At 56.3% G+C, this 24,245-nt stretch carries 26 protein-coding genes; 19 read left to right on the forward strand and 7 right to left on the reverse strand.

The annotated features are described in order from the left end of the window. Window positions 1-28: 28 nt before the first annotated feature. Window positions 29-838, reverse strand: coding sequence for a DeoR family transcriptional regulator (locus ACN9MQ_RS19715; protein ID WP_277492712.1), 810 nt, complete (start codon window positions 836-838; stop codon window positions 29-31). A gap of 251 nt (window positions 839-1,089) precedes the next feature. On the opposite strand from ACN9MQ_RS19715, the gene kbaZ reads away from it, so the two are divergent. From kbaZ to ACN9MQ_RS19770, 11 genes are all read left to right on the forward strand, one after another. Next, window positions 1,090-2,385 carry a tagatose-bisphosphate aldolase subunit KbaZ gene (kbaZ, locus tag ACN9MQ_RS19720; RefSeq protein ID WP_279261717.1) on the forward strand — a complete coding sequence of 432 codons (1,296 nt, stop codon included), beginning with the start codon at window positions 1,090-1,092 and terminating at the stop codon, window positions 2,383-2,385. Between the two features lie 19 nt (window positions 2,386-2,404). Then, a complete protein-coding gene (agaV, locus tag ACN9MQ_RS19725) occupies window positions 2,405-2,878 on the forward strand; it encodes a PTS N-acetylgalactosamine transporter subunit IIB (protein WP_014171751.1) in 474 nt (157 codons plus the stop codon). 10 nt (window positions 2,879-2,888) lie between these two features. Continuing rightward, entirely contained in the window at window positions 2,889-3,668 is a 780-nt protein-coding gene (gene agaW / locus ACN9MQ_RS19730; RefSeq protein WP_020883559.1) for a PTS N-acetylgalactosamine transporter subunit IIC, read from the forward strand. Continuing rightward, window positions 3,658-4,536, forward strand: a complete 879-nt coding sequence (gene agaE, locus ACN9MQ_RS19735; RefSeq protein WP_025202940.1) for a PTS N-acetylgalactosamine transporter subunit IID — start codon at window positions 3,658-3,660, stop codon at window positions 4,534-4,536. Before agaW ends, agaE begins: the two co-directional genes overlap by 11 nt. Window positions 4,537-4,551: 15 nt before the next feature. Continuing rightward, on the forward strand, window positions 4,552-4,986 hold the full coding sequence (gene agaF, locus ACN9MQ_RS19740; RefSeq protein WP_020883557.1) for a PTS galactosamine/N-acetylgalactosamine transporter subunit IIA: 435 nt from the start codon (window positions 4,552-4,554) through the stop codon (window positions 4,984-4,986). After that, complete coding sequence (gene nagA, locus ACN9MQ_RS19745) at window positions 4,983-6,116, forward strand: N-acetylglucosamine-6-phosphate deacetylase (RefSeq protein ID WP_348571304.1); 1,134 nt, start codon at window positions 4,983-4,985, stop codon at window positions 6,114-6,116. Before agaF ends, nagA begins: the two co-directional genes overlap by 4 nt. Before the next feature lie 246 nt (window positions 6,117-6,362). Next, window positions 6,363-7,511, forward strand: a complete 1,149-nt coding sequence (locus ACN9MQ_RS19750) for an SIS domain-containing protein (protein WP_138014184.1) — start codon at window positions 6,363-6,365, stop codon at window positions 7,509-7,511. A gap of 12 nt (window positions 7,512-7,523) precedes the next feature. Continuing rightward, window positions 7,524-8,396, forward strand: a complete 873-nt coding sequence (kbaY, locus tag ACN9MQ_RS19755) for a tagatose-bisphosphate aldolase subunit KbaY (RefSeq protein ID WP_014171757.1) — start codon at window positions 7,524-7,526, stop codon at window positions 8,394-8,396. Window positions 8,397-8,514: 118 nt separating this feature from the next. Next, on the forward strand, window positions 8,515-10,086 hold the full coding sequence (gene malX, locus ACN9MQ_RS19760; RefSeq protein ID WP_020883553.1) for a maltose/glucose-specific PTS transporter subunit IIBC: 1,572 nt from the start codon (window positions 8,515-8,517) through the stop codon (window positions 10,084-10,086). 12 nt (window positions 10,087-10,098) lie between these two features. Beyond that, a complete protein-coding gene (locus ACN9MQ_RS19765; protein ID WP_426021138.1) occupies window positions 10,099-11,271 on the forward strand; it encodes a MalY/PatB family protein in 1,173 nt (390 codons plus the stop codon). A gap of 16 nt (window positions 11,272-11,287) precedes the next feature. After that, window positions 11,288-13,177, forward strand: coding sequence for an enterotoxin (locus ACN9MQ_RS19770; protein ID WP_426021137.1), 1,890 nt, complete (start codon window positions 11,288-11,290; stop codon window positions 13,175-13,177). Between the two features lie 36 nt (window positions 13,178-13,213). Here the strand turns inward: ACN9MQ_RS19770 and rsmI are convergent, their stop codons facing one another. Further along, window positions 13,214-14,074 carry a 16S rRNA (cytidine(1402)-2'-O)-methyltransferase gene (rsmI, locus tag ACN9MQ_RS19775; protein ID WP_047956154.1) on the reverse strand — a complete coding sequence of 287 codons (861 nt, stop codon included), beginning with the start codon at window positions 14,072-14,074 and terminating at the stop codon, window positions 13,214-13,216. A 62-nt stretch (window positions 14,075-14,136) separates the two neighbouring features. Between rsmI and ACN9MQ_RS19780 the strand changes: the two genes are divergently transcribed. The 4 genes from ACN9MQ_RS19780 to dolP are packed head-to-tail and all read left to right on the forward strand — an operon-like array spanning window position 14,137 to window position 17,918. Further along, window positions 14,137-16,368 (forward strand): penicillin-binding protein activator, encoded by a 2,232-nt coding sequence (locus ACN9MQ_RS19780; protein WP_426021136.1) that lies wholly within the window; start codon window positions 14,137-14,139, stop codon window positions 16,366-16,368. Further along, on the forward strand, window positions 16,326-16,721 hold the full coding sequence (locus tag ACN9MQ_RS19785; RefSeq protein ID WP_020883549.1) for a YraN family protein: 396 nt from the start codon (window positions 16,326-16,328) through the stop codon (window positions 16,719-16,721). Before ACN9MQ_RS19780 ends, ACN9MQ_RS19785 begins: the two co-directional genes overlap by 43 nt. Before the next feature lie 21 nt (window positions 16,722-16,742). Continuing rightward, the gene (gene diaA / locus ACN9MQ_RS19790) at window positions 16,743-17,333 is read left to right on the forward strand and encodes a DnaA initiator-associating protein DiaA (RefSeq protein WP_003861754.1); all 591 of its coding nucleotides are present in this window, start codon (window positions 16,743-16,745) and stop codon (window positions 17,331-17,333) included. 9 nt (window positions 17,334-17,342) lie between these two features. Then, the gene (dolP, locus tag ACN9MQ_RS19795; RefSeq protein WP_014171764.1) at window positions 17,343-17,918 is read left to right on the forward strand and encodes a division/outer membrane stress-associated lipid-binding lipoprotein; all 576 of its coding nucleotides are present in this window, start codon (window positions 17,343-17,345) and stop codon (window positions 17,916-17,918) included. A 51-nt stretch (window positions 17,919-17,969) separates the two neighbouring features. Here the strand turns inward: dolP and ACN9MQ_RS19800 are convergent, their stop codons facing one another. After that, window positions 17,970-19,007 carry a permease gene (locus tag ACN9MQ_RS19800; protein WP_395017502.1) on the reverse strand — a complete coding sequence of 346 codons (1,038 nt, stop codon included), beginning with the start codon at window positions 19,005-19,007 and terminating at the stop codon, window positions 17,970-17,972. Between the two features lie 40 nt (window positions 19,008-19,047). Further along, the gene (locus ACN9MQ_RS19805; protein WP_020883547.1) at window positions 19,048-19,692 is read right to left on the reverse strand and encodes an NAD(P)H-binding protein; all 645 of its coding nucleotides are present in this window, start codon (window positions 19,690-19,692) and stop codon (window positions 19,048-19,050) included. A gap of 130 nt (window positions 19,693-19,822) precedes the next feature. Here ACN9MQ_RS19805 and ACN9MQ_RS19810 point away from each other — a divergent pair, with 130 nt between their 5' ends. Next, window positions 19,823-20,341 (forward strand): type 1 glutamine amidotransferase domain-containing protein, encoded by a 519-nt coding sequence (locus ACN9MQ_RS19810; protein WP_014171767.1) that lies wholly within the window; start codon window positions 19,823-19,825, stop codon window positions 20,339-20,341. On the opposite strand, the gene ACN9MQ_RS19815 is transcribed toward ACN9MQ_RS19810, so the two are convergent. Further along, the gene (locus tag ACN9MQ_RS19815; protein ID WP_252069765.1) at window positions 20,321-20,755 is read right to left on the reverse strand and encodes a YhbP family protein; all 435 of its coding nucleotides are present in this window, start codon (window positions 20,753-20,755) and stop codon (window positions 20,321-20,323) included. The two genes, ACN9MQ_RS19810 and ACN9MQ_RS19815, sit on opposite strands and share 21 nt — an antisense overlap. A gap of 14 nt (window positions 20,756-20,769) precedes the next feature. On the opposite strand from ACN9MQ_RS19815, the gene ACN9MQ_RS19820 reads away from it, so the two are divergent. Then, a complete protein-coding gene (locus ACN9MQ_RS19820; RefSeq protein ID WP_014171769.1) occupies window positions 20,770-21,099 on the forward strand; it encodes a GIY-YIG nuclease family protein in 330 nt (109 codons plus the stop codon). Here ACN9MQ_RS19820 and ACN9MQ_RS19825 read toward each other — a convergent pair. Then, on the reverse strand, window positions 21,086-21,589 hold the full coding sequence (locus tag ACN9MQ_RS19825; protein ID WP_020883545.1) for a GNAT family N-acetyltransferase: 504 nt from the start codon (window positions 21,587-21,589) through the stop codon (window positions 21,086-21,088). The genes ACN9MQ_RS19820 and ACN9MQ_RS19825 overlap by 14 nt on opposite strands. Then, entirely contained in the window at window positions 21,583-22,107 is a 525-nt protein-coding gene (gene ubiT / locus ACN9MQ_RS19830) for a ubiquinone anaerobic biosynthesis accessory factor UbiT (protein ID WP_020883544.1), read from the reverse strand. The genes ACN9MQ_RS19825 and ubiT overlap by 7 nt, the downstream gene beginning before the upstream one ends. A 211-nt stretch (window positions 22,108-22,318) precedes the next feature. On the opposite strand from ubiT, the gene ubiU reads away from it, so the two are divergent. Then, window positions 22,319-23,314 (forward strand): ubiquinone anaerobic biosynthesis protein UbiU, encoded by a 996-nt coding sequence (gene ubiU, locus ACN9MQ_RS19835; protein ID WP_063156894.1) that lies wholly within the window; start codon window positions 22,319-22,321, stop codon window positions 23,312-23,314. A 7-nt stretch (window positions 23,315-23,321) separates the two neighbouring features. Further along, window positions 23,322-24,200: a U32 family peptidase gene (locus tag ACN9MQ_RS19840; protein ID WP_020883542.1), complete on the forward strand. Its 879-nt coding sequence runs from the start codon at window positions 23,322-23,324 to the stop codon at window positions 24,198-24,200. Window positions 24,201-24,245 lie beyond the last annotated feature (45 nt).

A 24,245-nucleotide genomic window follows, 5' to 3' on the forward strand; every position in this document is an offset into this window, starting at 1 on the left:
TCCCCCTCTCCCGAAGAGAGGGGGCAACTTATCCCTTCACCAACACCACATCTATTCCGCTCTTACGCAGCCCTTCCAGGCTCTCAGGCGGAATCCCTTCATCGACGATAATCATATCGATTCTCTGGGTATCGATGATTTTATGCAGGCTCGAACGGTTGAATTTGCTGGAGTCAGTGACCACGATAATACGCTCTGCCACCTCGCACATCCGCCGGTTCAGTCGGGCTTCATCTTCATTGTGGGTACTGACGCCGCGATCGAGGTCGATGGCGTCGACCCCCAGAAAAAGCAGATCAAAGTGGTAATTCTGTAAGGACTGCTCAGCCTGATCGCCGTAAAAAGATTGTGACTGGCGGCGCAAGTGCCCACCGGTCATCAGCAGCTCCACCCCTTCCGCTTCCAGTAATGCATTCGCCACGTTCATTCCGTTGGTCATGGCAATCACATCCGTGTGCTGACGCAGCATACGGGCGATTTCAAACGTTGTGGTTCCGGAATCCAGAATGATGCGATGACCCGGCTTCACCAGCGCGGCGGCGGCCTGCGCGATACTGCGCTTAACTGCAGTATTGAGCGAACTTTTGTCCTCCACGGAGGGTTCAGTGCCAGGCGCATTGCCTTCACAAATCAGCGCTCCGCCATAAGCACGAACGGCAATGCCCTGCTTCTCAAGAAACGCCAGGTCGTTACGGATCGTCACCGTGGAAACGCCATATAAATGAGAAAGATCGTTAACCTGCACGCTTCCCTGTGCCCGCAACCGCTGAATGATCTGCTCTCGCCTTTCACTGGTGCCGGTGACGCGCTTCTCCGCGGGTGAATCGGTGCTGCTCATGCGAGCTCCTTAATAATTGGTCTTTCGTTTCATTTCGTTTTGTCTATTAACGCCTTTCTTTTATGGGAATGCAAGCCCTGCCTGCTTCCAGTCAGCGCACTCTCCCGTCGCTGAAACCTTTCATTATGTTTCTTTTGTGAAACAGATCGGAAAACTATTATCTTTCGTTTTATTTTTATACCACCATGATGCAGGATTAAATGAAACAAAACGAAAGATGAAAACCATCACCATCCGAAATGGAGAGGAAAGTGAAACATCTGACAGAAATGGTGGAACAACATAAACGGGGGAATGCGAACGGGATTTATGCCGTTTGTTCCGCACATCCACTGGTACTTGAAGCCGCAATTCGTTACGCCCAACTGCATCACACGCCGCTGCTGATTGAAGCCACCTCTAATCAGGTGGATCAATTTGGCGGTTACACCGGTATGACGCCCGCCGATTTTCACGGGTTCGTCTGTAAGCTGGCGGAATCCCTTGGTTTCCCGACATCGCAACTGATCCTCGGTGGCGATCATTTAGGGCCAAACCGCTGGCAAAACCTGCCTGCCCGGCAGGCGATGGCGAATGCCGAAGATCTGATCAGAAGCTATGTCGCTGCCGGGTTTAAAAAGATCCACCTCGACTGCAGCATGTCCTGCGAAGACGATCCAGTACCGTTAACCGACGCCATCGTTGCCGAGCGCGCGGCGCGCCTGGCGAAAATTGCGGAGAAAACCAGCCTGGCGCACGCTGATGTCGCTGACCTGGTCTATGTCATCGGTACGGAAGTGCCGGTTCCGGGCGGCGCGCATGAAACGCTCACCGAGCTTGCCGTCACGACCCCAGAAGCCGCGCGTGCCACCCTTGAAGCTCACCGCCACGCGTTCGAGAAAGAAGGGTTAAGCGACATCTGGCCACGCATTATTGGCCTGGTGGTTCAGCCTGGCGTTGAGTTTGACCACGCACATGTGTGTGACTATCAATCCCAAAACGCCGTCGCCCTGAGTCATATGGTTGAAGCTTACGACACGCTGATATTTGAAGCGCACTCTACCGACTACCAGACACCGCAGGCGCTGCGCCAGCTGGTGAAAGATCACTTCGCCATCCTCAAAGTTGGCCCGGCACTGACCTTTGCCCTGCGTGAAGCGTTGTTCTCGCTGGCCGCCATTGAAGAAGAGTTGCTGCCTGCAAAAGCCTGTTCGGGCCTGCGTCATGTCCTGGAAAACGTGATGCTCGATCGCCCCGAATACTGGCAAAGCCATTATCACGGTGATGGCAATGCGCGACGCCTGGCACGCGGGTATAGCTACTCCGATCGGGTGCGCTATTACTGGCCGGACAGCCAGATTGACGAAGCCTTTGCGCGACTGGTACGCAACCTGGCAGACGAACCGATCCCGCTGCCGCTGATCAGCCAGTACCTGCCGTTGCAGTACAGCAAAGTTCGCGAGGGTGCTCTCAAGTCGACACCACGGGACCTCATCCTCGACCACATTCAGGACATACTCCAGCAGTACCATGCCGCCTGCGAAGGCGTAACGACTCAAAACGCATAATTAAAAAGAGGAAAGCGCTATGCCAAACATTGTCTTATGCCGCATCGATGAACGCCTGATCCACGGTCAGGTAGGTGTGCAATGGGTTGGGTTTGCGGGGGCCAACCTGGTGCTGGTCGCTAATGATGAAGTCGCTGAGGATCCGGTTCAACAAAACCTGATGGAGATGGTGCTCGCAGAAGGGATCGCCGTGCGTTTCTGGTCGCTGCAAAAAGTGATCGACAACATTCATCGCGCTGCCGAGCGCCAGAAAATTCTGCTGGTCTGCAAATCACCCGCGGATTTTCTGACGCTGGTCGAAGGCGGCGTGCCCATCACCCGTATCAACGTAGGAAACCTGCATTACGCCAGTGGCAAAAAACAAATTGCCAAAACGGTCTCTGTCGATGCGAACGATATCGCCGCATTTAACGGCCTGAAAGCCGCCGGAGTGGAATGCTTCGTTCAGGGTGTTCCGACTGAGACTGCTTTGGATCTCTTTAAACTGCTCTGAGGGATTCACAATGGAAATTAGTCTCTTGCAGGCATTCGCGCTGGGCATTCTCGCCTTTATCGCGGGCCTGGATATGTTTAACGGGTTAACACACATGCACCGCCCGGTGGTGCTCGGGCCGCTGGTTGGCCTCATTCTGGGCGATCTGCACACCGGTATTTTAACGGGCGGTACGCTGGAGCTGGTCTGGATGGGGCTGGCTCCGCTGGCCGGCGCGCAACCGCCAAACGTCATTATTGGCACGATTGTCGGCACCACGTTCGCGATCAGCACCGGTGTGAAGCCGGATGTCGCCGTTGGGGTCGCAGTCCCGTTTGCGGTTGCGGTACAGATGGGGATCACTTTCCTGTTCTCCGTCATGTCCGGGGTGATGTCCCGCTGTGACCGCATGGCAGCCAATGCGGACACGAACGGCATCGAAAGGGTCAACTATCTGGCACTGCTGGCGCTCGGTATCTTCTATTTTCTGTGTGCCTTCCTGCCGATCTACTTTGGCGCTGAACACGCGAAAACCGCCATTGACGTGCTGCCGGAACGTCTGATTGACGGCCTCGGCGTCGCCGGCGGCATCATGCCCGCAATTGGCTTCGCCGTATTGCTGAAAATCATGATGAAAAACGTCTATATCCCTTACTTTATCATCGGCTTTGTTGCCGCAGCCTGGTTGAAACTGCCGGTGCTGGCGATTGCCGCGGCCGCGCTGGCAATGGCGCTGATTGACCTGATGCGTAAATCGCCTGAACCGGCGACACCTGCAGCCCAGAAAGAGGAATTCGAAGATGGCATCTAATCAAACTACGCTGCCTGGCGTTTCTGACCACGAAGAGACGCTGCTCACGGGCGTGAATGAAAACGTCTATGAAGATCAACATATTGGTGCCGAGCTGACGAAAAAGGATATTAACCGTGTCGCCTGGCGTTCGATGCTGCTGCAGGCCTCGTTTAACTACGAACGTATGCAGGCTTCCGGCTGGCTGTATGGCCTCCTGCCCGCGCTGAAAAAGATCCATACCAACAAGCGGGATCTGGCCCGCGCCATGAAAGGCCATATGGGCTTCTTCAATACGCATCCATTTCTGGTGACATTTGTCATTGGCATCATCCTGGCGATGGAACGCTCCAAGCAGGATGTCAACAGTATCCAGAGCACCAAGATTGCCGTGGGGGCACCGCTTGGCGGCATTGGCGATGCCATGTTCTGGCTTACGCTATTGCCAATTTGCGGCGGGATCGGCGCAAGCCTTGCCCTGCAAGGCTCCATACTGGGTGCGGTGGTCTTTATTGTGCTGTTTAACGTAGTGCATCTTGGCCTGCGTTTTGGCCTGGCACATTACGCCTACCGGATGGGTGTGGCAGCCATCCCGCTGATTAAAGCCAATACCAAAAAGGTCGGCCACGCGGCTTCCATCGTGGGGATGACGGTCATTGGCGCGCTGGTGGCAACCTACGTACGTCTCAACACCACGCTTGAAATCAAGGCCGGGGATGCGGTGGTCAAGCTGCAAGCCGATGTTATCGACAAACTGATGCCCGCTTTCCTGCCGCTGGTCTATACCCTGACCATGTTCTGGCTGGTTCGTCGCGGCTGGACCCCACTGCGCCTGATCGGTATCACCGTGGTGCTGGGGGTTGTCGGTAAGTTCTGTCACTTCCTGTAAAGCAAAGAGGTCGCAATGTTAGGCATTATTTTGACGGGTCACGGCGGGTTTGCCAGCGGGCTTGAACAGGCGATGAAACAAATCCTCGGCGAGCAGCCGCAGTTTATCGCCATCGATTTTCCTGAAAGCTCCACCACCGCGCGGCTGACCGCGCAGCTTGAACAGGCAGTCAGTGAACTGGACGGGCAGCACGATATTGTGTTTCTCACCGATCTGCTCGGGGGGACGCCGTTCCGGGTGGCATCAACACTCGCCATGAAAAGACCCGGCAGCGAAGTGATTACCGGTACGAACCTGCAACTGTTACTTGAGATGGTGCTGGAGCGCGACGGGTTAAGCAGCGAAGCCTTTCGTCTGCAGGCCCTGGAATGCGGGCATCGCGGCCTGACCAGCCTGGTGGATGAGCTGGGGCGCTGTCGTGAGGAAGCCCCCGCTGAGGAAGGGATATGAGTCAGGTGCTGCGCGCGCGTCGTCTGCTGACCGAGCAGGGCTGGCTGGAGGATCACCAGCTACGCATGGAGAGCGGAATTATCACCGCCATCGAGCCGATCCCAGCTGGCGTGCATGCCCGGGATGCCGACCAGCTTTGCCCGGCGTATATCGATACCCACGTTCACGGTGGCGCGGGTGTGGACGTGATGGATGATGCCCCAGAGGTGCTGGACACGCTGGCGATGCATAAAGCGCGTGAAGGCACAGGGGCTTTTTTACCGACGACCGTCACCGCACCGCTGGAGACTGTCCACCGGGCGCTCGCACGCATCGCCCGGCGCTGTATGTCCGGGGGGCCCGGCGCGCAGATACTGGGCAGCTATCTTGAAGGTCCCTATTTTACGCCACAGAACAAAGGGGCACATCCCCCTGCGCTGTTTCGTGAGCTGGATGTCAGCGAACTGGACTCGCTGATTGAAGTATCGCAACACACCCTCAGGGTTGTCGCTCTGGCACCGGAGAAACCCGGTGCGTTGCAGGCCATTCGCCACCTTAAGCAGCGTGGGATACGGGTCATGCTCGGCCACAGCGCCGCGACGTACGATCAAACGCTTGCCGCTTTCGAGGCGGGCGCTGATGGGCTGGTGCACTGTTATAACGGCATGACCGGGCTCCATCATCGTGAACCCGGTATGGTCGGTGCAGGTTTGACGGACCCGCGGGCATGGCTGGAACTGATTGCCGACGGGCATCACGTTCACCCGGGCGCTTTGCGGCTGTGCGCCTGCTGCGCCAAAGAGCGAATCGTTCTGATTACCGATGCCATGCAGGCCGCAGGGATGCCCGACGGACGTTACAGGCTGTGTGGCGACGAGGTCAACATGCACGGTGGGGTGGTACGCACCGCTTCCGGTGGGCTTGCAGGCAGTACGCTGTCTCTCGATGCCGCCGTGCGCAATATGGTGGCGCAGGCGGGAATAACGCCAGCGGATGCGATCCATATGGCCTCGCTGCACCCTGCCCGATTGCTGGGTATTGATCGCCAGCTCGGTTCATTAAAACCGGGCAAGCGTGCCAATATGATTGCGCTGGATGAAGGTTTCCACCTTCAGCAGATCTGGATCCAGGGTTTGGTTCTCCCCCTTTAGACCTTTCATTGTCCCGTTATTGGGCCTTGCGGCAAGCGATCGCAAGGTCTTTCTTTTCCTTTCCTTAATCATTGCCTTTTCTTTGCCGATCACACTTTTCGTTTTATTTCTTTTCTTTCATTGAACTTTCGATTTCTTTTCTATAGATTTTATTTAACTACTTAAGTGAACAAGTGAAACGAAACGAAAGATAGCGACACGTTTGCCAGCGTCTGATGTGGAATTCACACGACTAAGGACTGAGTTATGTCAGAAACCAACACTACCGCCACCACCGGCACATGGACCGAAGAAGAGATCCGCCAGCAACCCGCCAGCTGGATCCGCTCACTCAACAATATCGATAACCTGCGCGCGTCGATCGATAACTTCCTGACGCCGCTGCTGCGCAAGCGCGAGCTGCGGATCGTGTTGACGGGGGCAGGCACCTCGGCCTTTATCGGCGACATCATTTCGCCCTGGCTCGCCAGCCACACCGGGAAAAACATTACCGCCGTACCGACGACCGATCTGGTCACGAATCCGATGGACTACCTGAGCGCCGCACACCCGCTGCTGCTGGTGTCGTTTGCCCGTTCCGGCAATAGTCCGGAAAGCGTAGCCGCCGTTGAACTGGCAAACCAGTGTGTGCCGGAGTGCTACCACCTGTCGATCACCTGTAATGAGGCGGGAAGCCTTTATCAGACCGCGGTAAACAGCGATAACGCATATGCGCTGCTGATGCCTGCCGAAACACACGATCGCGGGTTCGCGATGACCAGCAGCATTACCACCATGATGGCAAGCTGCCTGGCAGTCTTCGCCCCGGAGACGATCAACAGCCATACCTTCCGCGATGTGGCCGAACGCTGCCAGACGATCCTCACGTCACTGGGCGATTTCAGCCAGAGCGTCTTTGGCAACGATCCGTGGAAAAGGATCGTCTATCTGGGAAGCGGGGGGCTGCAGGGGGCCGCTCGTGAATCGGCGCTGAAGGTGCTGGAGCTGACGGCAGGCAAGCTGGCGGCGTTCTACGATTCCCCAACCGGTTTCCGTCATGGCCCTAAATCGCTGGTGGATCGCGAAACACTGGTGGTGGTGTTTGTCTCCAGCCACCCCTATACGCGGCAGTACGATCTGGATCTGCTTGCTGAGCTGCGCCGCGATCGTCAGGCCATGCGCGTGGTGGCCATTGCCGCCGAAACCGATCCGGTCGTTGAGGCTGGCCCGCATATCCTGCTGCCCCCTGCCCGCACGTTTATCGATATGGAGCAGGCTTTCTGCTTCCTGATGTACGCCCAGGTCTTTGCCCTGTCCCAGTCACTTCGTGTGGGCAATACCCCGGATACACCGTCCGCCAGCGGCACGGTTAACCGTGTCGTGCAGGGCGTCGTTATTCATCCGTGGCAGGCTTGAGAGGATCCGATCATGAGTATTATTTCGACAAAATATCTTCTGCTGGACGCCCAGGCGAAAGGCTACGCCGTACCGGCGTTCAATATCCATAACGCGGAGACGATCCAGGCGATCCTCGAAGTGTGTAGTGAAATGCGATCGCCGGTGATCCTCGCGGGCACGCCGGGCACCTTTAAGCACATTGCCCTGGAAGAGATCTACGCCCTGTGCAGCGCGTACTCCACCACTTACGACATGCCGCTGGCGCTGCACCTCGATCATCACGAATCGCTCGACGACATTCGTCGCAAAGTTAACGCGGGTGTGCGCAGCGCGATGATCGACGGCAGCCACTATCCGTTTGAGCAAAACGTAAAGCTGGTGAAATCAGTGGTCGACTTCTGCCACCTCAACGATTGCAGCGTTGAAGCCGAACTGGGCCGCCTGGGCGGCGTGGAAGATGACATGAGCGTGGACGCTGAAAGCGCGTTCCTGACCGACCCGCAGGAAGCAAAACGCTTCGTTGCGCTGACCGGCGTCGACAGCCTGGCCGTGGCCATCGGAACCGCCCACGGTCTCTATACCAAACGGCCAAAAATCGACTTCCGACGGCTGGCTGAAATCCGCGACGTGGTGAGCGTACCGCTGGTGCTGCACGGGGCGAGTGATGTGCCGGACGACGATGTTCGCCGCACCATAGAGTTGGGCGTCTGCAAAGTGAACGTGGCAACCGAGCTAAAAATTGCGTTCTCTGGCGCCGTTAAGGCCTGGTTTGCCGAGAACCCGCAGGGCAACGATCCGCGTTTCTACATGCGGGTTGGCATGGATGCCATGAAAGACGTGGTCAGAAGCAAAATCACCGTGTGCGGCTCGGCGAACCGATTGCTGCTCCCGGCGGAAGCCTGATCTCATCGCATAGAACATCAGTAACTCAAAAATAACTATAAGCCTCGCAAATATGAAGGCGCGTCCTTAAGCCAGACAGCGCCTTCCATTACGATAAATAATTCCGAGGAGTCCCTACATGACACAGGAAAAGTCGTTTAAATCGAAAGCGTGGGAGTTTTTTCAGAGCCTGGGAAAGACCTTTATGTTCCCGGTCTCCCTTCTGGCCTTTATGGGGTTATTGCTGGGTATCGGTAGTTCTGTTACCAGCCCCTCCACCCTCAAAAGTTTCCCCTTTTTGGGCGGCGAATTAACTCAGCTCACCTTTGGCTTTATTGCCATGGTTGGCGGCTTCGCCTTTACCTATCTTCCCCTCATGTTTGCCATGGCGATCCCAATGGGGCTGGCCAGACGCAACAAAGCAGTGGGCGCTTTTGCCGGGTTTGTTGGCTATATGCTGATGAACATGAGCATCAATTATTACCTGATTGCGACCCACCAGCTTGCCGATGCCGCCTCCATGAGACAAGTCGGGCAATCGATGGTACTGGGCATTCAAACCCTGGAGATGGGTGTGCTGGGCGGTATCGTGGTTGGGGTCATTACCTTTTTCCTGCACGAGCGTTTTCAGGACACCGTTTTACACGACGCGTTCGCCTTCTTTAGCGGCATTCGTTTTGTGCCGATTATCACCGCCCTCACCCTCTCACTGGTGGGGCTGTTTATTCCCCTGCTGTGGGAGTATGTTGCGCTGGGCATTACCGGGATTGGCCATATTATCCAGAGCACCAGCGTGTTCGGCCCGTTCCTCTACGGCGTGGGGGTACTACTGCTCAAACCCTTTGGCCTGCACCATATTTTGCTGGCGATGGTGCGCTTCACGCCCGCGGGCGGTATTGAAATGGTCAATGGTCATGAAGTCGCCGGGGCGCTGAACATTTTCTACGCCGAACTGAAAGCGGGTCTGCCGTTCAGCCCGCACGTTACCGCGTTCCTGTCGCAGGGCTTTATGCCGACCTTTATCTTCGGCTTACCGGCAGTGGCATACGCCATCTATCGCACGGCCCGCCCGGAAAACCGCCCGGTGATTAAAGGCCTGCTGCTCTCCGGTGTGCTGGTCTCCGTCGTCACCGGGATCTCCGAGCCAATTGAATTCCTGTTCCTGTTTATCGCTCCTGCCCTTTACGCCTTCCATATTGTGATGTCGGGCCTGGCCCTGATGGTCATGGCTCTGCTGGGGGTGACCATCGGCAACACCGACGGCGGCATTCTGGATCTGCTTATCTTCGGGGTCATGCAAGGGATGTCGACCAAATGGTATCTGGTATTCCCGGTAGGCATTGCCTGGTTTGCCCTCTACTTCTTCGTCTTCCGCTGGTACATCCTCAAACACGATATTAAAACGCCGGGCCGTGAAGTGGACACCCAGGGTGCACAGCAGGCCGTCGAGGCCAATACCCGGGCACGCGGAAAATCGAAATACGATCATGGGCTTATCCTGCGTGCGCTCGGCGGTAAAGAGAACATCGAGTCGCTTGATAATTGCATTACCCGGCTGCGTCTGGTGGTGAAAGATATGAGTCTCATCGACCAGCAGGCGTTAAAAGAGGCCGGTGCATTGTCCGTCGTGGTGCTGGATGCGCACAGCGTCCAGGTGATCATCGGCCCGCAGGTGCAAAGCGTAAAAACCGGCATTGAAGCCTTAATTTAACAGGGGGTTGTGGTGTTTAATTTTGACGAAATCATTGAGCGTAAAAGCGACCGGTGTCGAAAATGGGATCACGCCTTTGTCCGCTCGCGCTTTGGTGATGTGCCTGAAGGTTTTATCCCGCTGTGGATTGCCGATATGGATTTCACCTCCCCACCTGCCGTGACAGAAGGTTTCCAGCGCATCGTGGAGCATGGCACCTTCGGCTACACCTGGTGCTTTGACGAATTTTACGATGCGGTTATCGCCTTCCAGCGCGAACGACATCATGTTGACGTCGATAAATCGTGGATCACGCTGACGTACGGTACTGTCTCCACGCTGCATTATACGGTTCAGGCGTTTTGTAAACCTGGCGACACGGTGATGATGAACACACCGGTGTACGATCCGTTTGCCATGGCCGCCCAGCGTCAGGGGGTAACGATACTGGCAAACCCACTGTGCGTGAGGGAAAATCGCTACCAGCTTGATTTTAGTCTGGTGGAAGAACAGCTCAGAACGTACCGTCCAAAACTGTGGTTCTTCTGCTCGCCGCATAACCCTTCCGGCAGGATCTGGCACGCCGATGAGATACGCCAGGTTTCAGACCTCTGTCAACGCTACGGCACCCTTCTGGTGGTTGATGAGGTCCACGCCGAACATATTCTGGACGGTCATTTCGTCAGCTGTCTGGCATCCGGCTGCGCGGCGCAGGACAATCTGATCCTGCTGACCTCCCCGAATAAAGCGTTCAACCTTGGCGGGCTGAAAACCTCCTACGCCATCATTCCGGATGCCACCCTGCGCCAGCGCTTTCGCCACCAGCTTGAGAAGAACGCCATCACCTCACCCAATATATTCGGGATATGGGGAATTATTCTTGCCTACCAGCATGGTTTGCCGTGGCTCGACGCGCTGAACAGTTATCTGCGCCGTAACGCTGGCTATCTGGCAGAGGCCATCCAGACCCACTTCCCGGCCTGGAAAATGATGAACCCGGAATCATCGTATCTGGCCTGGGTTGACGTCAGCGCAGATGAACGTAGCGCCACTGAATTGACCCGACATTTCGCCCATCAGGCTGGCGTCGTCCTCGAAGATGGCAGCCACTACGTCCAAAACGGCGAACACTACCTGCGCATTAATTTCGGCACCCAGCGCTACTGGCTGGAGCAGTCCATCACCCGAATGCTGAAGCATTACTAATAAGGATCTTACCCTGATGAAAAAAGTGCTCACACTCTCGATGCTTGCCTTGTGTGTTTCTCATGGCGCGGCGGCAGCGCAATACGCGCTCGATAATGACTCCATTGCCCTCTCGTTTGATGACGCCAGTTCAACGGTGGTAGTGAAAGACAAAACGGCTAACCATCCGCTTACGCCGCAGGAGCTGTTCTTTCTGACCCTGCCGGATGAAACCAAAATTCACACCGCAGATTTTACAATTAAGCATGTAGAAAAACAGGACAACGCGATTGTCATTGATTTCACCCGTCCGGATTTTAACGTGACGGTGAAGCTGAATCTGGTGAAGGGAAAATATGCCAGTATTGATTACACCATTGCGGCCGTCGGCCAGCCGCGAGAGGTGGCGAAAATCACCTTCTTCCCGACGAAAAAGCAGTCTCAGGCGCCGTACGTTGATGGCGCCATCAACAGCTCGCCCATTATTGCTGATTCGTTCTTTATCCTGCCGGATAAGCCAATCGTTAATACGTATGCCTATGAAGCGACGACCAATCTGAACGTGGAGCTGAAAACGCCGGTTCAGCCTGACGCGCCGGTCAGCTTTACCACCTACTTTGGCACGTTCCCGGAAACCAGCCAGCTGCGCCGTAGCGTAAACCAGTTTATCGACGCCGTGCGTCCACGGGCGTACAAACCCTATCTGCACTACAACAGCTGGATGGATATCGGCTTCTTTAACCCCTACACCGAACAGGATGTGCTGGGGCGGATGGATGAGTGGAATAAAGAATTTATCACCGGACGCGGCGTGGCGCTGGATGCATTCCTGCTGGACGATGGCTGGGACGATCGTACCGGACGCTGGCTGTTTGGCCCGGCCTTCAGCCACGGCTTTGGTAAGGTCAGGGAAAAAGCGGACAGTCTGCACAGCTCCGTCGGGCTGTGGCTCTCACCTTGGGGAGGTTATAATAAGCCGCGCGATATTCGCGTCTCCCACGCCAAAGAATACGGCTTCGAAACGGTAGACGGGAAGCTGGCTCTCTCGGGCCCGCGCTACTTCAAAAACTTCAATGAGCAGATCATCAAGCTGATTAAAAACGAACATATCACCTCGTTTAAGCTCGACGGGATGGGCAACGCCAACTCGCATATTACTGGCAGCCAGTTCGCGTCCGATTTTGATGCGTCTATCGCCCTGCTGCATAACATGCGCAGCGCAAACCCCAATCTGTTTATCAACCTGACAACGGGTACCGACGCCAGCCCGTCCTGGCTGTTCTATGCCGACTCCATCTGGCGTCAGGGGGATGACATCAACCTTTACGGCCCCGGCACGCCGGTACAGCAATGGATGACCTACCGCGATGCTGAAACATACCGCTCTATTGTGCGTAAAGGCCCACTGTTCCCGCTGAACTCGCTGATGTACCACGGGATAGTCAGCGCGGAAAATGCCTATTACGGACTGGAGAAGGTGCAAACGGACAGCGATTTTGCCGATCAGGTCTGGAGCTACTTCGCCACAGGGACGCAACTGCAGGAGTTATATATCACGCCATCAATGCTGAATAAGGCGAAATGGGACACCCTGGCGCAGGCAGCAAAATGGGCGCGAAATAACGCCAGCGTGCTGGTGGATACGCATTGGATCGGTGGCGACCCGACGGCGCTTGAGGTTTACGGCTGGGCCTCCTGGAGCAAAGACAAAGCCATTCTGGGCTTGCGAAACCCGTCAGATAAGCCGCAAAGCTATTATCTGGATTTGGCAAAAGACTTTGAAATCCCGACAGGGGGCATGGCGCAGTTCAGTCTGAACGCCGTGTACGGCAGTAACACAAGCGTACCAGGAGAGTATCAAAAGGCCGTGGTGATTACGCTGCAGCCGCTGGAAACGCTGGTGTACGAGGCCATTCCCGCGAAGTAAAATAAACTGGCCCGGCGTGATTGCCGGGCCGATAAATTACCCCTGCTGCTCCAGCGCATATTTATACAGTGCGTTTTTCTTCACGCCGTGGATCTCTGCCGCCAGCGCAGCCGCTTTCTTGAGCGGCAGTTCAGCCTGCAGCAGAGTAAGTGTACGAAGCGCATCGGCAGGCAATGCGTCCTCCTGCGCCTTATGTCCTTCGACAATCAGCACCATCTCGCCCTTGCGGCGGTTTTCGTCTTCCTTCACCCACGCCAGCAGTTCTCCTACCGGTGCGCCGTGAATGGTTTCCCAGGTTTTGGTCAGCTCGCGTGCCAGCACCACGTAGCGGGCTTCCCCCCAGACGGTCACCATATCTTCCAGGCTTTCCAGCAGGCGATGCGTAGATTCGTAGAAAATCAGGGTGCGCGGTTCAGCTTCCAGCGCTTTTAACACGTCGCGGCGGCCTTTGGATTTGGCAGGCAGGAAACCTTCATAGCAGAAGCGGTCGGAAGGCAGACCCGCAGCGCTCAGCGCCGCGATAGCCGCACATGGGCCAGGCAACGGCACCACGCGGATCCCGGCTTCACGGCAGGTACGCACCAGATGGTAGCCGGGGTCGTTAATCAGCGGCGTACCCGCATCGGAGACCAGGGCAATGTTCTGCCCCTCTTTCAGCTTCGCCACCAGCGTTTCGGCTTTTTGTTGCTCATTGTGATCGTGTAACGCGAACAAACGCGCGCTAATGGCGAAGTGCTGGAGCAGTAAGCCTGTGTGTCGGGTATCTTCAGCGGCAATTAAATCAACAGCCTGCAATACGGTAAGCGCACGTTGGGTAATATCAGATAAATTCCCGATAGGAGTAGGTACAATATAGAGCTGGCCTTGAGAATTATCTGCCGTTTCGTGTTGTTTCATTGTTTCGTCCGTATTGCCGATTTAATATTGAGCATTGCGTAAAAAAAATCACTGGATACAGTATGGTACCGTTAACGTTTCTTCGAAAAAAAGCCACGCGCAGCGTGCCGCTCCTGCTGGCAGCCCTGATCTTTGCAGGCTGTGGCACCCAGGCACCCGACCAGAGCACCGCCCATTTGCAGGGTTCTGCTCAGGCTGACTCTGGCTTTTATCTGCAACAAATGTCGCAGAGCTCAAATGATACCAAGACCAACTGGCAATTACTCGCCATTCGTGCACTGCTGAAAGAGGGTAAAACCCAGCAGGCTGCCGAATTGTTCAACCAGTTGCCAAAAGATCTGAATGATGTTCAGCGTCGTGAGCAGAGCCTGCTCTCTGCCGAGCTGAAAGTCGCGCTGAAAGATTACGATGCCGCGAAAAAGATCCTTGGGGATATCGACGTGAGCGCGCTGGACAAAAATCAGCAGGCTCGCTTCTGGCAGGCGGGCATTACCGCTGAACAGGGCCGCCCTTCCCTGACGCTGCTCCGTGCGCTGATCGCCCAGGAGCCTCTGCTCGGCGGTGCTGATAAGCAGAAAAATATCGATGCCACGTGGCAGGCGCTGGCCTCTATGACGCAGGAACAGGCGCGTGCACTGGTGATCAATGCAGATGAAAACGTCCTGCAGGGCTGGCTGGATCTGCAGCAGATGTGGTTTAACAACCGCAACGATCCGAAGATGCTGAAAGCCGGTATCACTGACTGGCAGACCCGCTACCCGCAGAATCCGGGCGCGAAAATGCTGCCGACGCAGCTGGTAAACGTGCAGAACTTTAAGCCGGCCTCGACCAGCAAGATTGCACTCCTTCTGCCCTTAAACGGTCAGGCGGCGGTATTCGGTCGCACTATTCAACAAGGTTTTGAAGCCGCGAAAAACGGCACGACGCCAGTGACGGGCAGCGCAGTGCCGACCCAGGCGGCACAGGCGGCAAACGTGAATGACGTGGTTAGCCCTTCCGCCGCTGAAACCAGTGACCTGACCACCGCGCAGACGCCGGCGCAGGGGACGATGCAGAACCCGGTAACGGCCCCTACGACGGCAACGCCAGCGCCGGCTGAAACGCAAGCAGCTCCGGCGACTGACACCGCGTCTGAACAACCTCAACCGCAGAACGTTCAGCCTGCACCGCCCGCCACGCCGGCTGAGACTCAAGCAGCCCCGGCGGCTGACACCGCGTCTGAACAACCTCAACCGCAGAACGTTCAGCCTGCCCAGCTCGCAGAACAAACGGCACAACCTGCCGCGCAAACACCGTCGGTGGCCACCACCAGCGCGAACCCGGGGGCTGAGCTGAAAATCTACGACACCAGTTCGAAGCCGCTTGACCAGGTACTGGCGCAGGTTCAACAGGATGGTGCGAGCATCGTTGTCGGCCCGCTGCTGAAAAACAATGTCGAAGAGTTGATGAAGAGCAATACCACGCTGAACGTGCTGGCACTCAACCAGCCAGAGCAGGTTCAGAACCGGGCCAATATTTGCTACTTCGCGCTGTCGCCGGAAGATGAAGCCCGCGATGCGGCGCGTCATATTCACGAGCAGGGTAAACAGGCTCCGCTGTTGCTCATCCCACGCAGTACGCTGGGGGATCGCGTTGCTAATGCTTTTGCCGATGAGTGGCAGAAGTTGGGCGGCGGCATTGTGCTACAGCAGAAATTCGGCTCCGCGTCTGAACTGCGCGCGGGCGTCAATGGCGGAGCGGGCATTGCCCTCAACGGCAGCCCGGTCAGCGCAAGCCTGCCGCAGCAGCAGAGTGTGACCATTGGCGGTCTGTCGATCCCTGCGCCACCTACCGACGCGCAGATCAGCGGTGGCGGTAAAGTGGATGCAGCGTATATCGTTGCCACCCCGCAGGAAATCGCCTTCATCAAACCGATGATTGCAATGCGTAACGGCAGCCAGAGCGGCGCAACGCTGTACGCCAGTTCACGCAGCGCGCAAGGTACCGCCGGCCCGGATTTCCGTCTGGAGATGGACGGCCTGCAGTACAGCGAGATTCCCATGCTCGCAGGCAGCAACCCGGCACTGATGCAGCAGGCGCTGAGCACCGTCCGCAACGACTACTCTCTGGCACGTCTGTATGCCATGGGTGTCGATGCCTGGGCGCTGGCGAACCACTTTACCCAGATGCGTCAGGTGCCGGGCTTTGAGCTTAACGGCAATACCGGCGATCTGACGGCCACTCAGGATTGTGTGATTAACAGGAAGTTATCATGGCTCAAATACCAGCAGGGGCAAATCGTCCCGGCCAGTTAAGCCGTAAAGAGACCGGTGACGCGTGGGAATTAAAAGCGCGTCGCTGGCTTGAAGGCAAAGGACTGCACTTTATCGCCGCTAACGTTCGCGGACGTGGCGGCGAAATCGACCTCATCATGAAAGACGGTGAGGTCATCGTGTTTGTAGAAGTTCGCTACCGACAGTCTTCCCGTTTTGGCGGCGCTGCCGCCAGCGTGACGTTCGCCAAACAACATAAATTATTACAGACTGCCCACTTGTGGCTTGCCCGCCATAATGGGAGTTTTGATACTGTGGATTGCCGGTTCGATGTGGTAGCCTTCACCGGCAATGCGATCGAATGGCTGAAAAACGCTTTTGGCGAAGACGCATAATTAAGATTTAAAAGGGATAACGTGCTCGAAAGAATTAAAGTGTGCTTCACTGAAAGCATCCAGACTCAGATTGCAGCGGCGGAAGCCCTTCCGGACGCTATCTCTCGTGCCGCCATGACGCTGGTGCAATCCCTGCTCAACGGCAACAAAATCCTCTGTTGTGGCAATGGCACTTCAGCCGCCAACGCACAGCATTTTGCTGCCAGCATGATCAATCGTTTTGAAACAGAACGACCGAGTTTACCCGCCATTGCACTTAATACCGATAATGTGGTCTTAACAGCGATTGCTAACGATCGTCTGCATGATGAGATTTACGCAAAGCAGGTGCGAGCCCTGGGTCATGCCGGAGATGTTCTGCTGGCAATCTCCACGCGCGGCAACAGCCGGGACATTGTCAAAGCCGTTGAAGCCGCCGTCACCCGCGATATGACTATCGTTGCCTTAACAGGCTATGACGGTGGTGAGCTGGCGGGTTTGCTTGGGCCGCAGGATGTGGAAATCCGCATTCCCTCTCACCGTAGCGCGCGCATTCAGGAGATGCATATGCTCACGGTGAACTGCTTATGCGATTTGATCGATAACACGCTTTTCCCTCACCAGGATGATTAAGGAGTTCTTATGAAGGCTTTATCGACCCTCGCAGTCCTTATGTCTGCATTACTGCTTCAGGGATGTATCGCTGCGGCTGTCGTGGGTACCGCCGCGGTTGGTACTAAAGCGGCAACCGACCCGCGTTCCGTAGGGACACAGGTCGATGACGGTACGCTGGAGTTGCGCGTCAACAGTGCGCTGTCGAAAGACGAACAAATCAAGAAAGAAGCGCGTATCAACGTCACGGCCTATCAGGGCAAAGTGTTGCTGACGGGCCAGTCGCCGAATACCGAACTCTCCAGCCGCGCAAAACAGATCGCAATGGGCGTTGAGGGCACCACGGAAGTCTTCAATGAAATCCGTCAGGGGCAGCCAATCAGCCTGGGTACCGCGTCGTCTGATACCTGGATCACCACCAAAGTACGCTCCCAGCTGCTGGGCTCGGACCAGGTGAAATCCTCAAACGTGAAAGTGACAACGGAAAACGGCGAAGTGTTCCTGCTGGGTCTGGTCACCGACCGTGAAGGGAAAGCGGCGGCCGATATCGCCAGCCGGGTGAGCGGCGTGAAACACGTCACCACCGCCTTCACCTACATCAAGTAACCAGAACGTCTGACAGAAAGCCCGGTAAGCAGTAACGCTACCGGGCTTTTTTTATACCAGTGCAATACTTCCTACCATCACTCCGCTCAGTGCCACCAGCCCCGCGGTCAGCCACAGCGCTTTCGCCGGGAATGACTTACGCAACATGACAAGCGACGGCAGGCTGATTGCAGGCAGGGTAATGAGCAGCGCCAGTGCAGGCGCGGTGCCCATCCCGGCCAGCATCATGGTCTGAACAATGGGAATTTCAGCGGCCGTTGGGATCACGAACAGGCAACCGGCAACCGCCATTGCAACGACCCACAGCAGCGTGTTGTCGATAGCCCCGTCCGCATGCGGGAACAGCCAGACGCGCGCCGCGCCCAGCACCAGAACCGCCAGGATATAGACCGGGATGGTGCTCCAGAAAAGTTGCCACAGCGCCCTGCCCCAGCGCGCGAAGAAGCCGCCCTGCGGTTCGCTGATATCCACGTCAACTGGCGCAGGCGCTACGGTTTTGTCTTTCACCAGATATTGCACCAGGGTCGCCACGACCAGCACCGTCAGCAGCCCGGCCACCAGACGAATAAAGGCGAAATGCCAGCCCAGCACAAAGCCCATAAACACCAGCGTCGCCGGGTTTAACAACGGGTTCCCCATCCAGAAAGCAAGCGCACCGCCCATTGAGACGCGCTGACGACGCATCCCGGCGGCCACAGGCGCTGCACAGCACGAGCACATCATGCCCGGCAGGGAGAAAATCGTCCCCAGCAGCGTACCCTGAAAGCGGGGCTGACCGAGGGTTTTCACCAGCCAGTGACGCGGGATAAGCACCTGAATCAGCGAGCCCAGCAGGACGCCCAGTACCGCGGCTTTCCAGACGGCAAGGAAATAGACCATGGCGTAATCCCACGCCGCCTGAAGCGGGCTGGAATCAGCCTGAGCGAGAATAGATTTTCCGATACTGTGCGTTTCGGCGGCCGTGAAGGCTTTACCGTAGTACGGCTGCCATTTCACATACCAGAGGCCGATGATGACCACGAGAAAGAAGAGCGCGGGCTTCCACCATTGAACAGGTGAAGCCGCCTGAGATGAAGACTGACCAGTCATAGCATTCCCCGGAGAGTAGTAGGTTATTAGCCGGGGGAGTTTACGCCTCGCCCTGTGCGATTTCACGCAGTTTTGCCGACGGGATGATATTCACGCCCTCCTGCGATGGCGAGAGCCCTTCTTTTAGCATCGCACGCGCCACGTCCGCTGCCTCAATGGATTTCCAGTTACCCGGCAGGATGCGGAACAGAGGCGCGAAAAACGATTCGTTAAAACGGCGTTCATCCCGATGCCCGAGCAGCATGGAGGGGCGAACAATGGTCAGTTGCTCCCACTTCTGGGCAATCAGCGCCTCTTCCATTTTGCCCTTCACCTTGTTGTAGAAAAAAGGTGACCCGGCATTGGCACCGAGCGAACTGATCACCACAAAATGTGTTGCCCCCAGCTTTTTAGCCGTCAGCGCCGTATCGACCACCAGCGTGTAGTCCGCATGCACAAACGCCTCTTTACTGCCCGCTTCACGCAGCGTTGTACCGAGGCAGCAAAAGGCGATATCAACAGGATCCTGTACCTGCGCCAGTGCATCGGTAAGCTGCGGGTCGTGGGGGTTAAAGACGCCGGAGATATCCGCGAGAGGCCGACGCGTCGGGGCGGCAATATAGTTAACCCGATGCTCCTGAAGCAGCAGCCGCAGCAGATGTCCGCCCACCAGCCCGGTCGCGCCGGTAATCAGTACCTGACTCATCTCATCTCCCCTTTACAGAATTGTCCGTTTGCGAACTCAGCGTCGTCGACCACACTTAGAAGTCTGTTACAGGTAAGTATTTACCACAAGCGGAGAAAAATCTGTCTGAAGCCAAAACAACGGAGGAAGCATGGGCAAGAAAATCGCAGTCTTGATCACCGACGAGTTTGAAGATTCAGAATTCACCTCGCCAGCCGAGGCATTTCGCAAGGCAGGACATGAGGTCATCACCATTGAGAAAGAGGCGGGTAAAACGGTGAAAGGCCATAAGGGCGAAGCCAGCGTGACCATCGATGAAACCATCGATAACGTCAGCCCGTCAGATTTCGATGCCCTGCTGTTACCCGGCGGTCATTCACCGGATTCCCTGCGTGGGGATGAACGGTTCGTGACCTTCACGCGAGACTTTGTCTCGACGGGCAAACCGGTCTTTGCCATCTGCCACGGTCCGCAGCTGCTCATCAGCGCAGATGTCGTGCGCGGGCGTAAACTCACGGCCGTAAAACCGATCGTTATCGATTTGAAAAATGCGGGGGCTGAGTTTTACGATCAGGAAGTTGTGAACGACAAAGATCAGCTGATCACCAGCAGGACCCCGGACGATCTGCCCGCGTTTAACCGTGAAGCGCTACGCCTGCTCGGCGCGTAGCCAGTGAAGCTTTGTGCCAAAGCCCAGGGTGTTGTCGGTAAATTTCAGCTCATCAAGGCTGATTTCCCACACCGGAGCTTTTAGCGCAATGGCAACCGGAAAGCGGCGCGTGTAGCGTTTTCGCTGCGCGTCGCTCTCTTCTCCGTCCAGGCGGCGGATCTCCCCTTTAAACTGCAGGCCACGAATCAGCGCGACCGTTTTAGGCTGGCCGTTCACCGTGCCCGCCACCTTCGCCTGTGAACCCGACATTTGCGCATGACGGGTTTTATCCTCGCTCAGGACATAAAAGGCGACACGCTCGGGATCGTAGTAATAAAACGCGTTTGCACACCACATTTCACCTTCGTCATACACGCACCAGGTGACGACATGCTGTTTTGCCAGCCAGCGGTTAATGGTGGTCAGAGTTTCCATTTTCGCTCTCTCTCATGCTAAGGTGCGTTCACCTTAACATACTGAATCTGTTTACCGTGTGCTGGTTTCTCTATCTTGTTCGTACCGCCGATAACGCCCTGTACACCGGGATCACTACCGATGTGGCGCGGCGTTTTCTGCAACATCAAACGGGGAAAGGTGCCAAAGCGCTGCGGGGGAAAGGGGAATTACAGCTCGCCTTTTCAGCGCCCGTTGGCGACAGATCGCTGGCGCTCAGAATGGAATACCGCATTAAGCAACTGACGAAGCGTCAGAAAGAGCGCCTCGTCACCGGAGACGGCTCCTTTGAGGCGCTTCGCGAGAGCCTGATTAAAAGCGATTGAAATGGTCGTGGTACTCAACCAGACCGTTCACGCCATTAAGCGCGTCATCTGCCAGACGGTGCACCTGGAAGGCGGATTCCGTTCCCGGCCAGCGGCAGCGGAGATCGTAATGCGCTGCCGGTTCGAAGCCTAAACGGCCATAGAACGTAGCATCTCCCAGCGTCACCACGGCGGCATAGCCAAATTCGTTGAGCGAGTCCAGCCCTTCGTAAACCAGCTGGCGCGCCAGCCCCTGGCCGCGGTAGTGTTCATCAACCGCCAGCGGTGCCATTCCTACCCACTGTAACTCTTCGCCCTGAACGGTAACCGGGCTGAAGGCAACATAGCCCACCACCTGACCTTCGTCATCGGTGGCAACCAGCCCCAGCGTAATCAGGCCGTCTTCGCGGAGATCGTGGACCAGTTGCGCTTCGTCATCCCGCGCAAAAGAGCGGCGTAACAACGCATCGATTCCCGGTGCATCAATCCCAATTTCGACTCGAATCAGCATGGCTCACCTACTGAAGTGTGTTTACTTTCCGGCGGGGTTTTCAGCCCCGCCTCAACGAAATCTGCCATTTGCATCAACATCACACGCAGCGCTTTCGGCATCTGCTCCAGCTCAATGGCATCCATTAAATTCTTCACGTACAGACCAAGTTCCGTATCGCCTTCGATAACCAGGCGGCGCTGGAAGAAGAGTGTGTCCGGATCCTGCTTACGCGCGGCGATCATCAGCAGATCGCTGGCGCTGGCGCTAAAGCTCACATCCGCGTCGGCGGACTCACGGACGATCAGTTGGTCATTCTCAACAGAGGTAAACCAGCGCAGCCCGATATCGTGGACGTCAATGCTTAACCAGCGCCCTTCCAGGAACGCCAGCTCACCGTCCTGCAGTGCCTGGCGGAATTGCCAGCTCAGCACCTGCTCCAGCACCTGGCGTTTAAGCGCGAACGGGGCCAGTTTTACCGGCACGCTCAGCATTGATGGACCAAATTGTACGAGACGTGAACGCAGTTTATCCAGCACGAGCTTTACTCCCTGATAGCTATAGTCCTGCTATTTTGCCATATCCGAAGCACAACATAGCGGCGTAAATCAACAAACTGTCGTCAGGTGTACCTCATTATTGGTGCCATCAATACGCCATTAGCTGCCTTAAATCAAAAATTGTCGCGTATGGGTTAATTAAAATCCCAGCTCGTTAACAAATTTGCGATCGACTACATCAGGATAAATTATGGAGCTGCTCTGCCCAGCCGGAAATCTTCCGGCGCTTAAGGCGGCCATCGAAAATGGGGCCGATGCGGTCTATATCGGGCTGAAAGATGATACCAACGCCCGCCATTTTGCTGGCCTCAACTTTACGGAGAAAAAGCTTCAGGAAGCCGTTACCTTCGTCCACCAGCACCGCCGCAAACTGCATATCGCCATCAATACCTTCGCCCATCCTGATGGCTACGCCCGCTGGCAACGCGCGGTGGATATGGCAGCACAGCTGGGTGCCGATGCGCTGATCCTCGCCGACCTCGCTATGCTTGAGTATGCGGCAGAACGCTATCCCCATATTGAGCGTCACGTCTCCGTTCAGGCATCTGCCACTAACGAAGAGGCGGTGCGTTTTTATCATCGTCACTTTGATGTTGCCCGCGTGGTGCTGCCACGCGTGCTCTCTATTCATCAGGTTAAGCAACTCGCGCGCGTCACGCCAGTACCACTGGAAGTTTTTGCCTTTGGCAGCCTGTGTATCATGGCCGAAGGCCGTTGCTATCTCTCCTCCTATTTAACCGGCGAATCCCCCAATACCGTTGGGGCCTGCTCACCCGCCCGCTTTGTCCGCTGGCAACAGACGTCGCAGGGGCTGGAATCGCGCCTGAACGACGTGCTGATTGACCGCTATCAGGACGGCGAAAATGCCGGTTACCCGACGCTGTGCAAAGGCCGCTATCTGGTAGACGGTGAGCGTTACCACGCGCTGGAAGAGCCAACCAGCCTTAATACGCTGGAACTGCTGCCAGAACTGCTGGCCGCCAATATCGCCTCGGTGAAAATTGAGGGCCGCCAGCGCAGCCCGGCGTACGTAAGCCAGGTGGCGAAAGTCTGGCGCCAGGCTATCGATCGCTGCATGGCAGACCCGCAGAACTACGCACCGCAACCGGCGTGGATGGAGACACTCGGTGCGATGTCCGAGGGTACACAAACCACGCTTGGCGCGTATCACCGTAAATGGCAGTGAGATAATCATGAAATATTCATTAGGGCCGGTGCTCTACTACTGGCCAAAAGAGACGCTGGAAGATTTTTACCACCAGGCCGCGACCAGCAGCGCAGATGTGATTTACCTCGGGGAAGCGGTATGCAGCAAGCGCCGCGCCACCAAAGTGGGCGACTGGCTGGATATGGCGAAAAGCCTCGCCGGAAGCGGTAAACAGGTGGTGCTCTCAACGCTCGCCCTCGTCCAGGCCTCCTCCGAACTGGGTGAACTCAAACGCTACGTAGAGAACGGTGAATTCCTGCTGGAAGCCAGCGATCTGGGCGTAGTGAACATGTGCGCCGAACGCAGGCTGCCGTTTGTCGCAGGCCATGCGCTGAACTGCTATAACGCCGTGACGCTGCGCCTGCTGCTTAAACAGGGAATGACGCGCTGGTGCATGCCGGTCGAACTCTCGCGCGACTGGCTGGCTAACCTGCTCAACCAGTGCGAAACGCTGGGCATTCGCAATCAGTTTGAGGTGGAAGTGCTGAGCTATGGTCATCTGCCGCTGGCCTATTCTGCCCGCTGCTTCACCGCCCGCTCTGAAGACCGTCCGAAAGACGAGTGTGAAACCTGCTGCATCAAGTACCCGAACGGGCGCAGCATGCTGTCGCAGGAAAATCAGCAGGTGTTCGTCCTGAACGGTATCCAGACCATGAGCGGCTATGTGTATAACCTCGGCAATGAACTGGCGTCGATGAACGGTCTGGTCGACATGGTGCGCCTGTCACCGGTGGATACGGGCGTATTCGCCATGCTGGATGCCTTCCGCGCCAATGAAAACGGTGATGCCCCGCTGCCGTTAACCGCTAACAGCGACTGTAACGGCTACTGGAAACGCCTCCCCGGGCTGGTGCTACAGGGCTGAAGAAGAAATGTAAAAGCTCACTTTGTTAACAACGGTTATTAAATT

This window comes from Enterobacter sp. R-25, from assembly GCF_049913205.1.
Lineage (GTDB): Bacteria > Pseudomonadota > Gammaproteobacteria > Enterobacterales > Enterobacteriaceae > Enterobacter > Enterobacter ludwigii.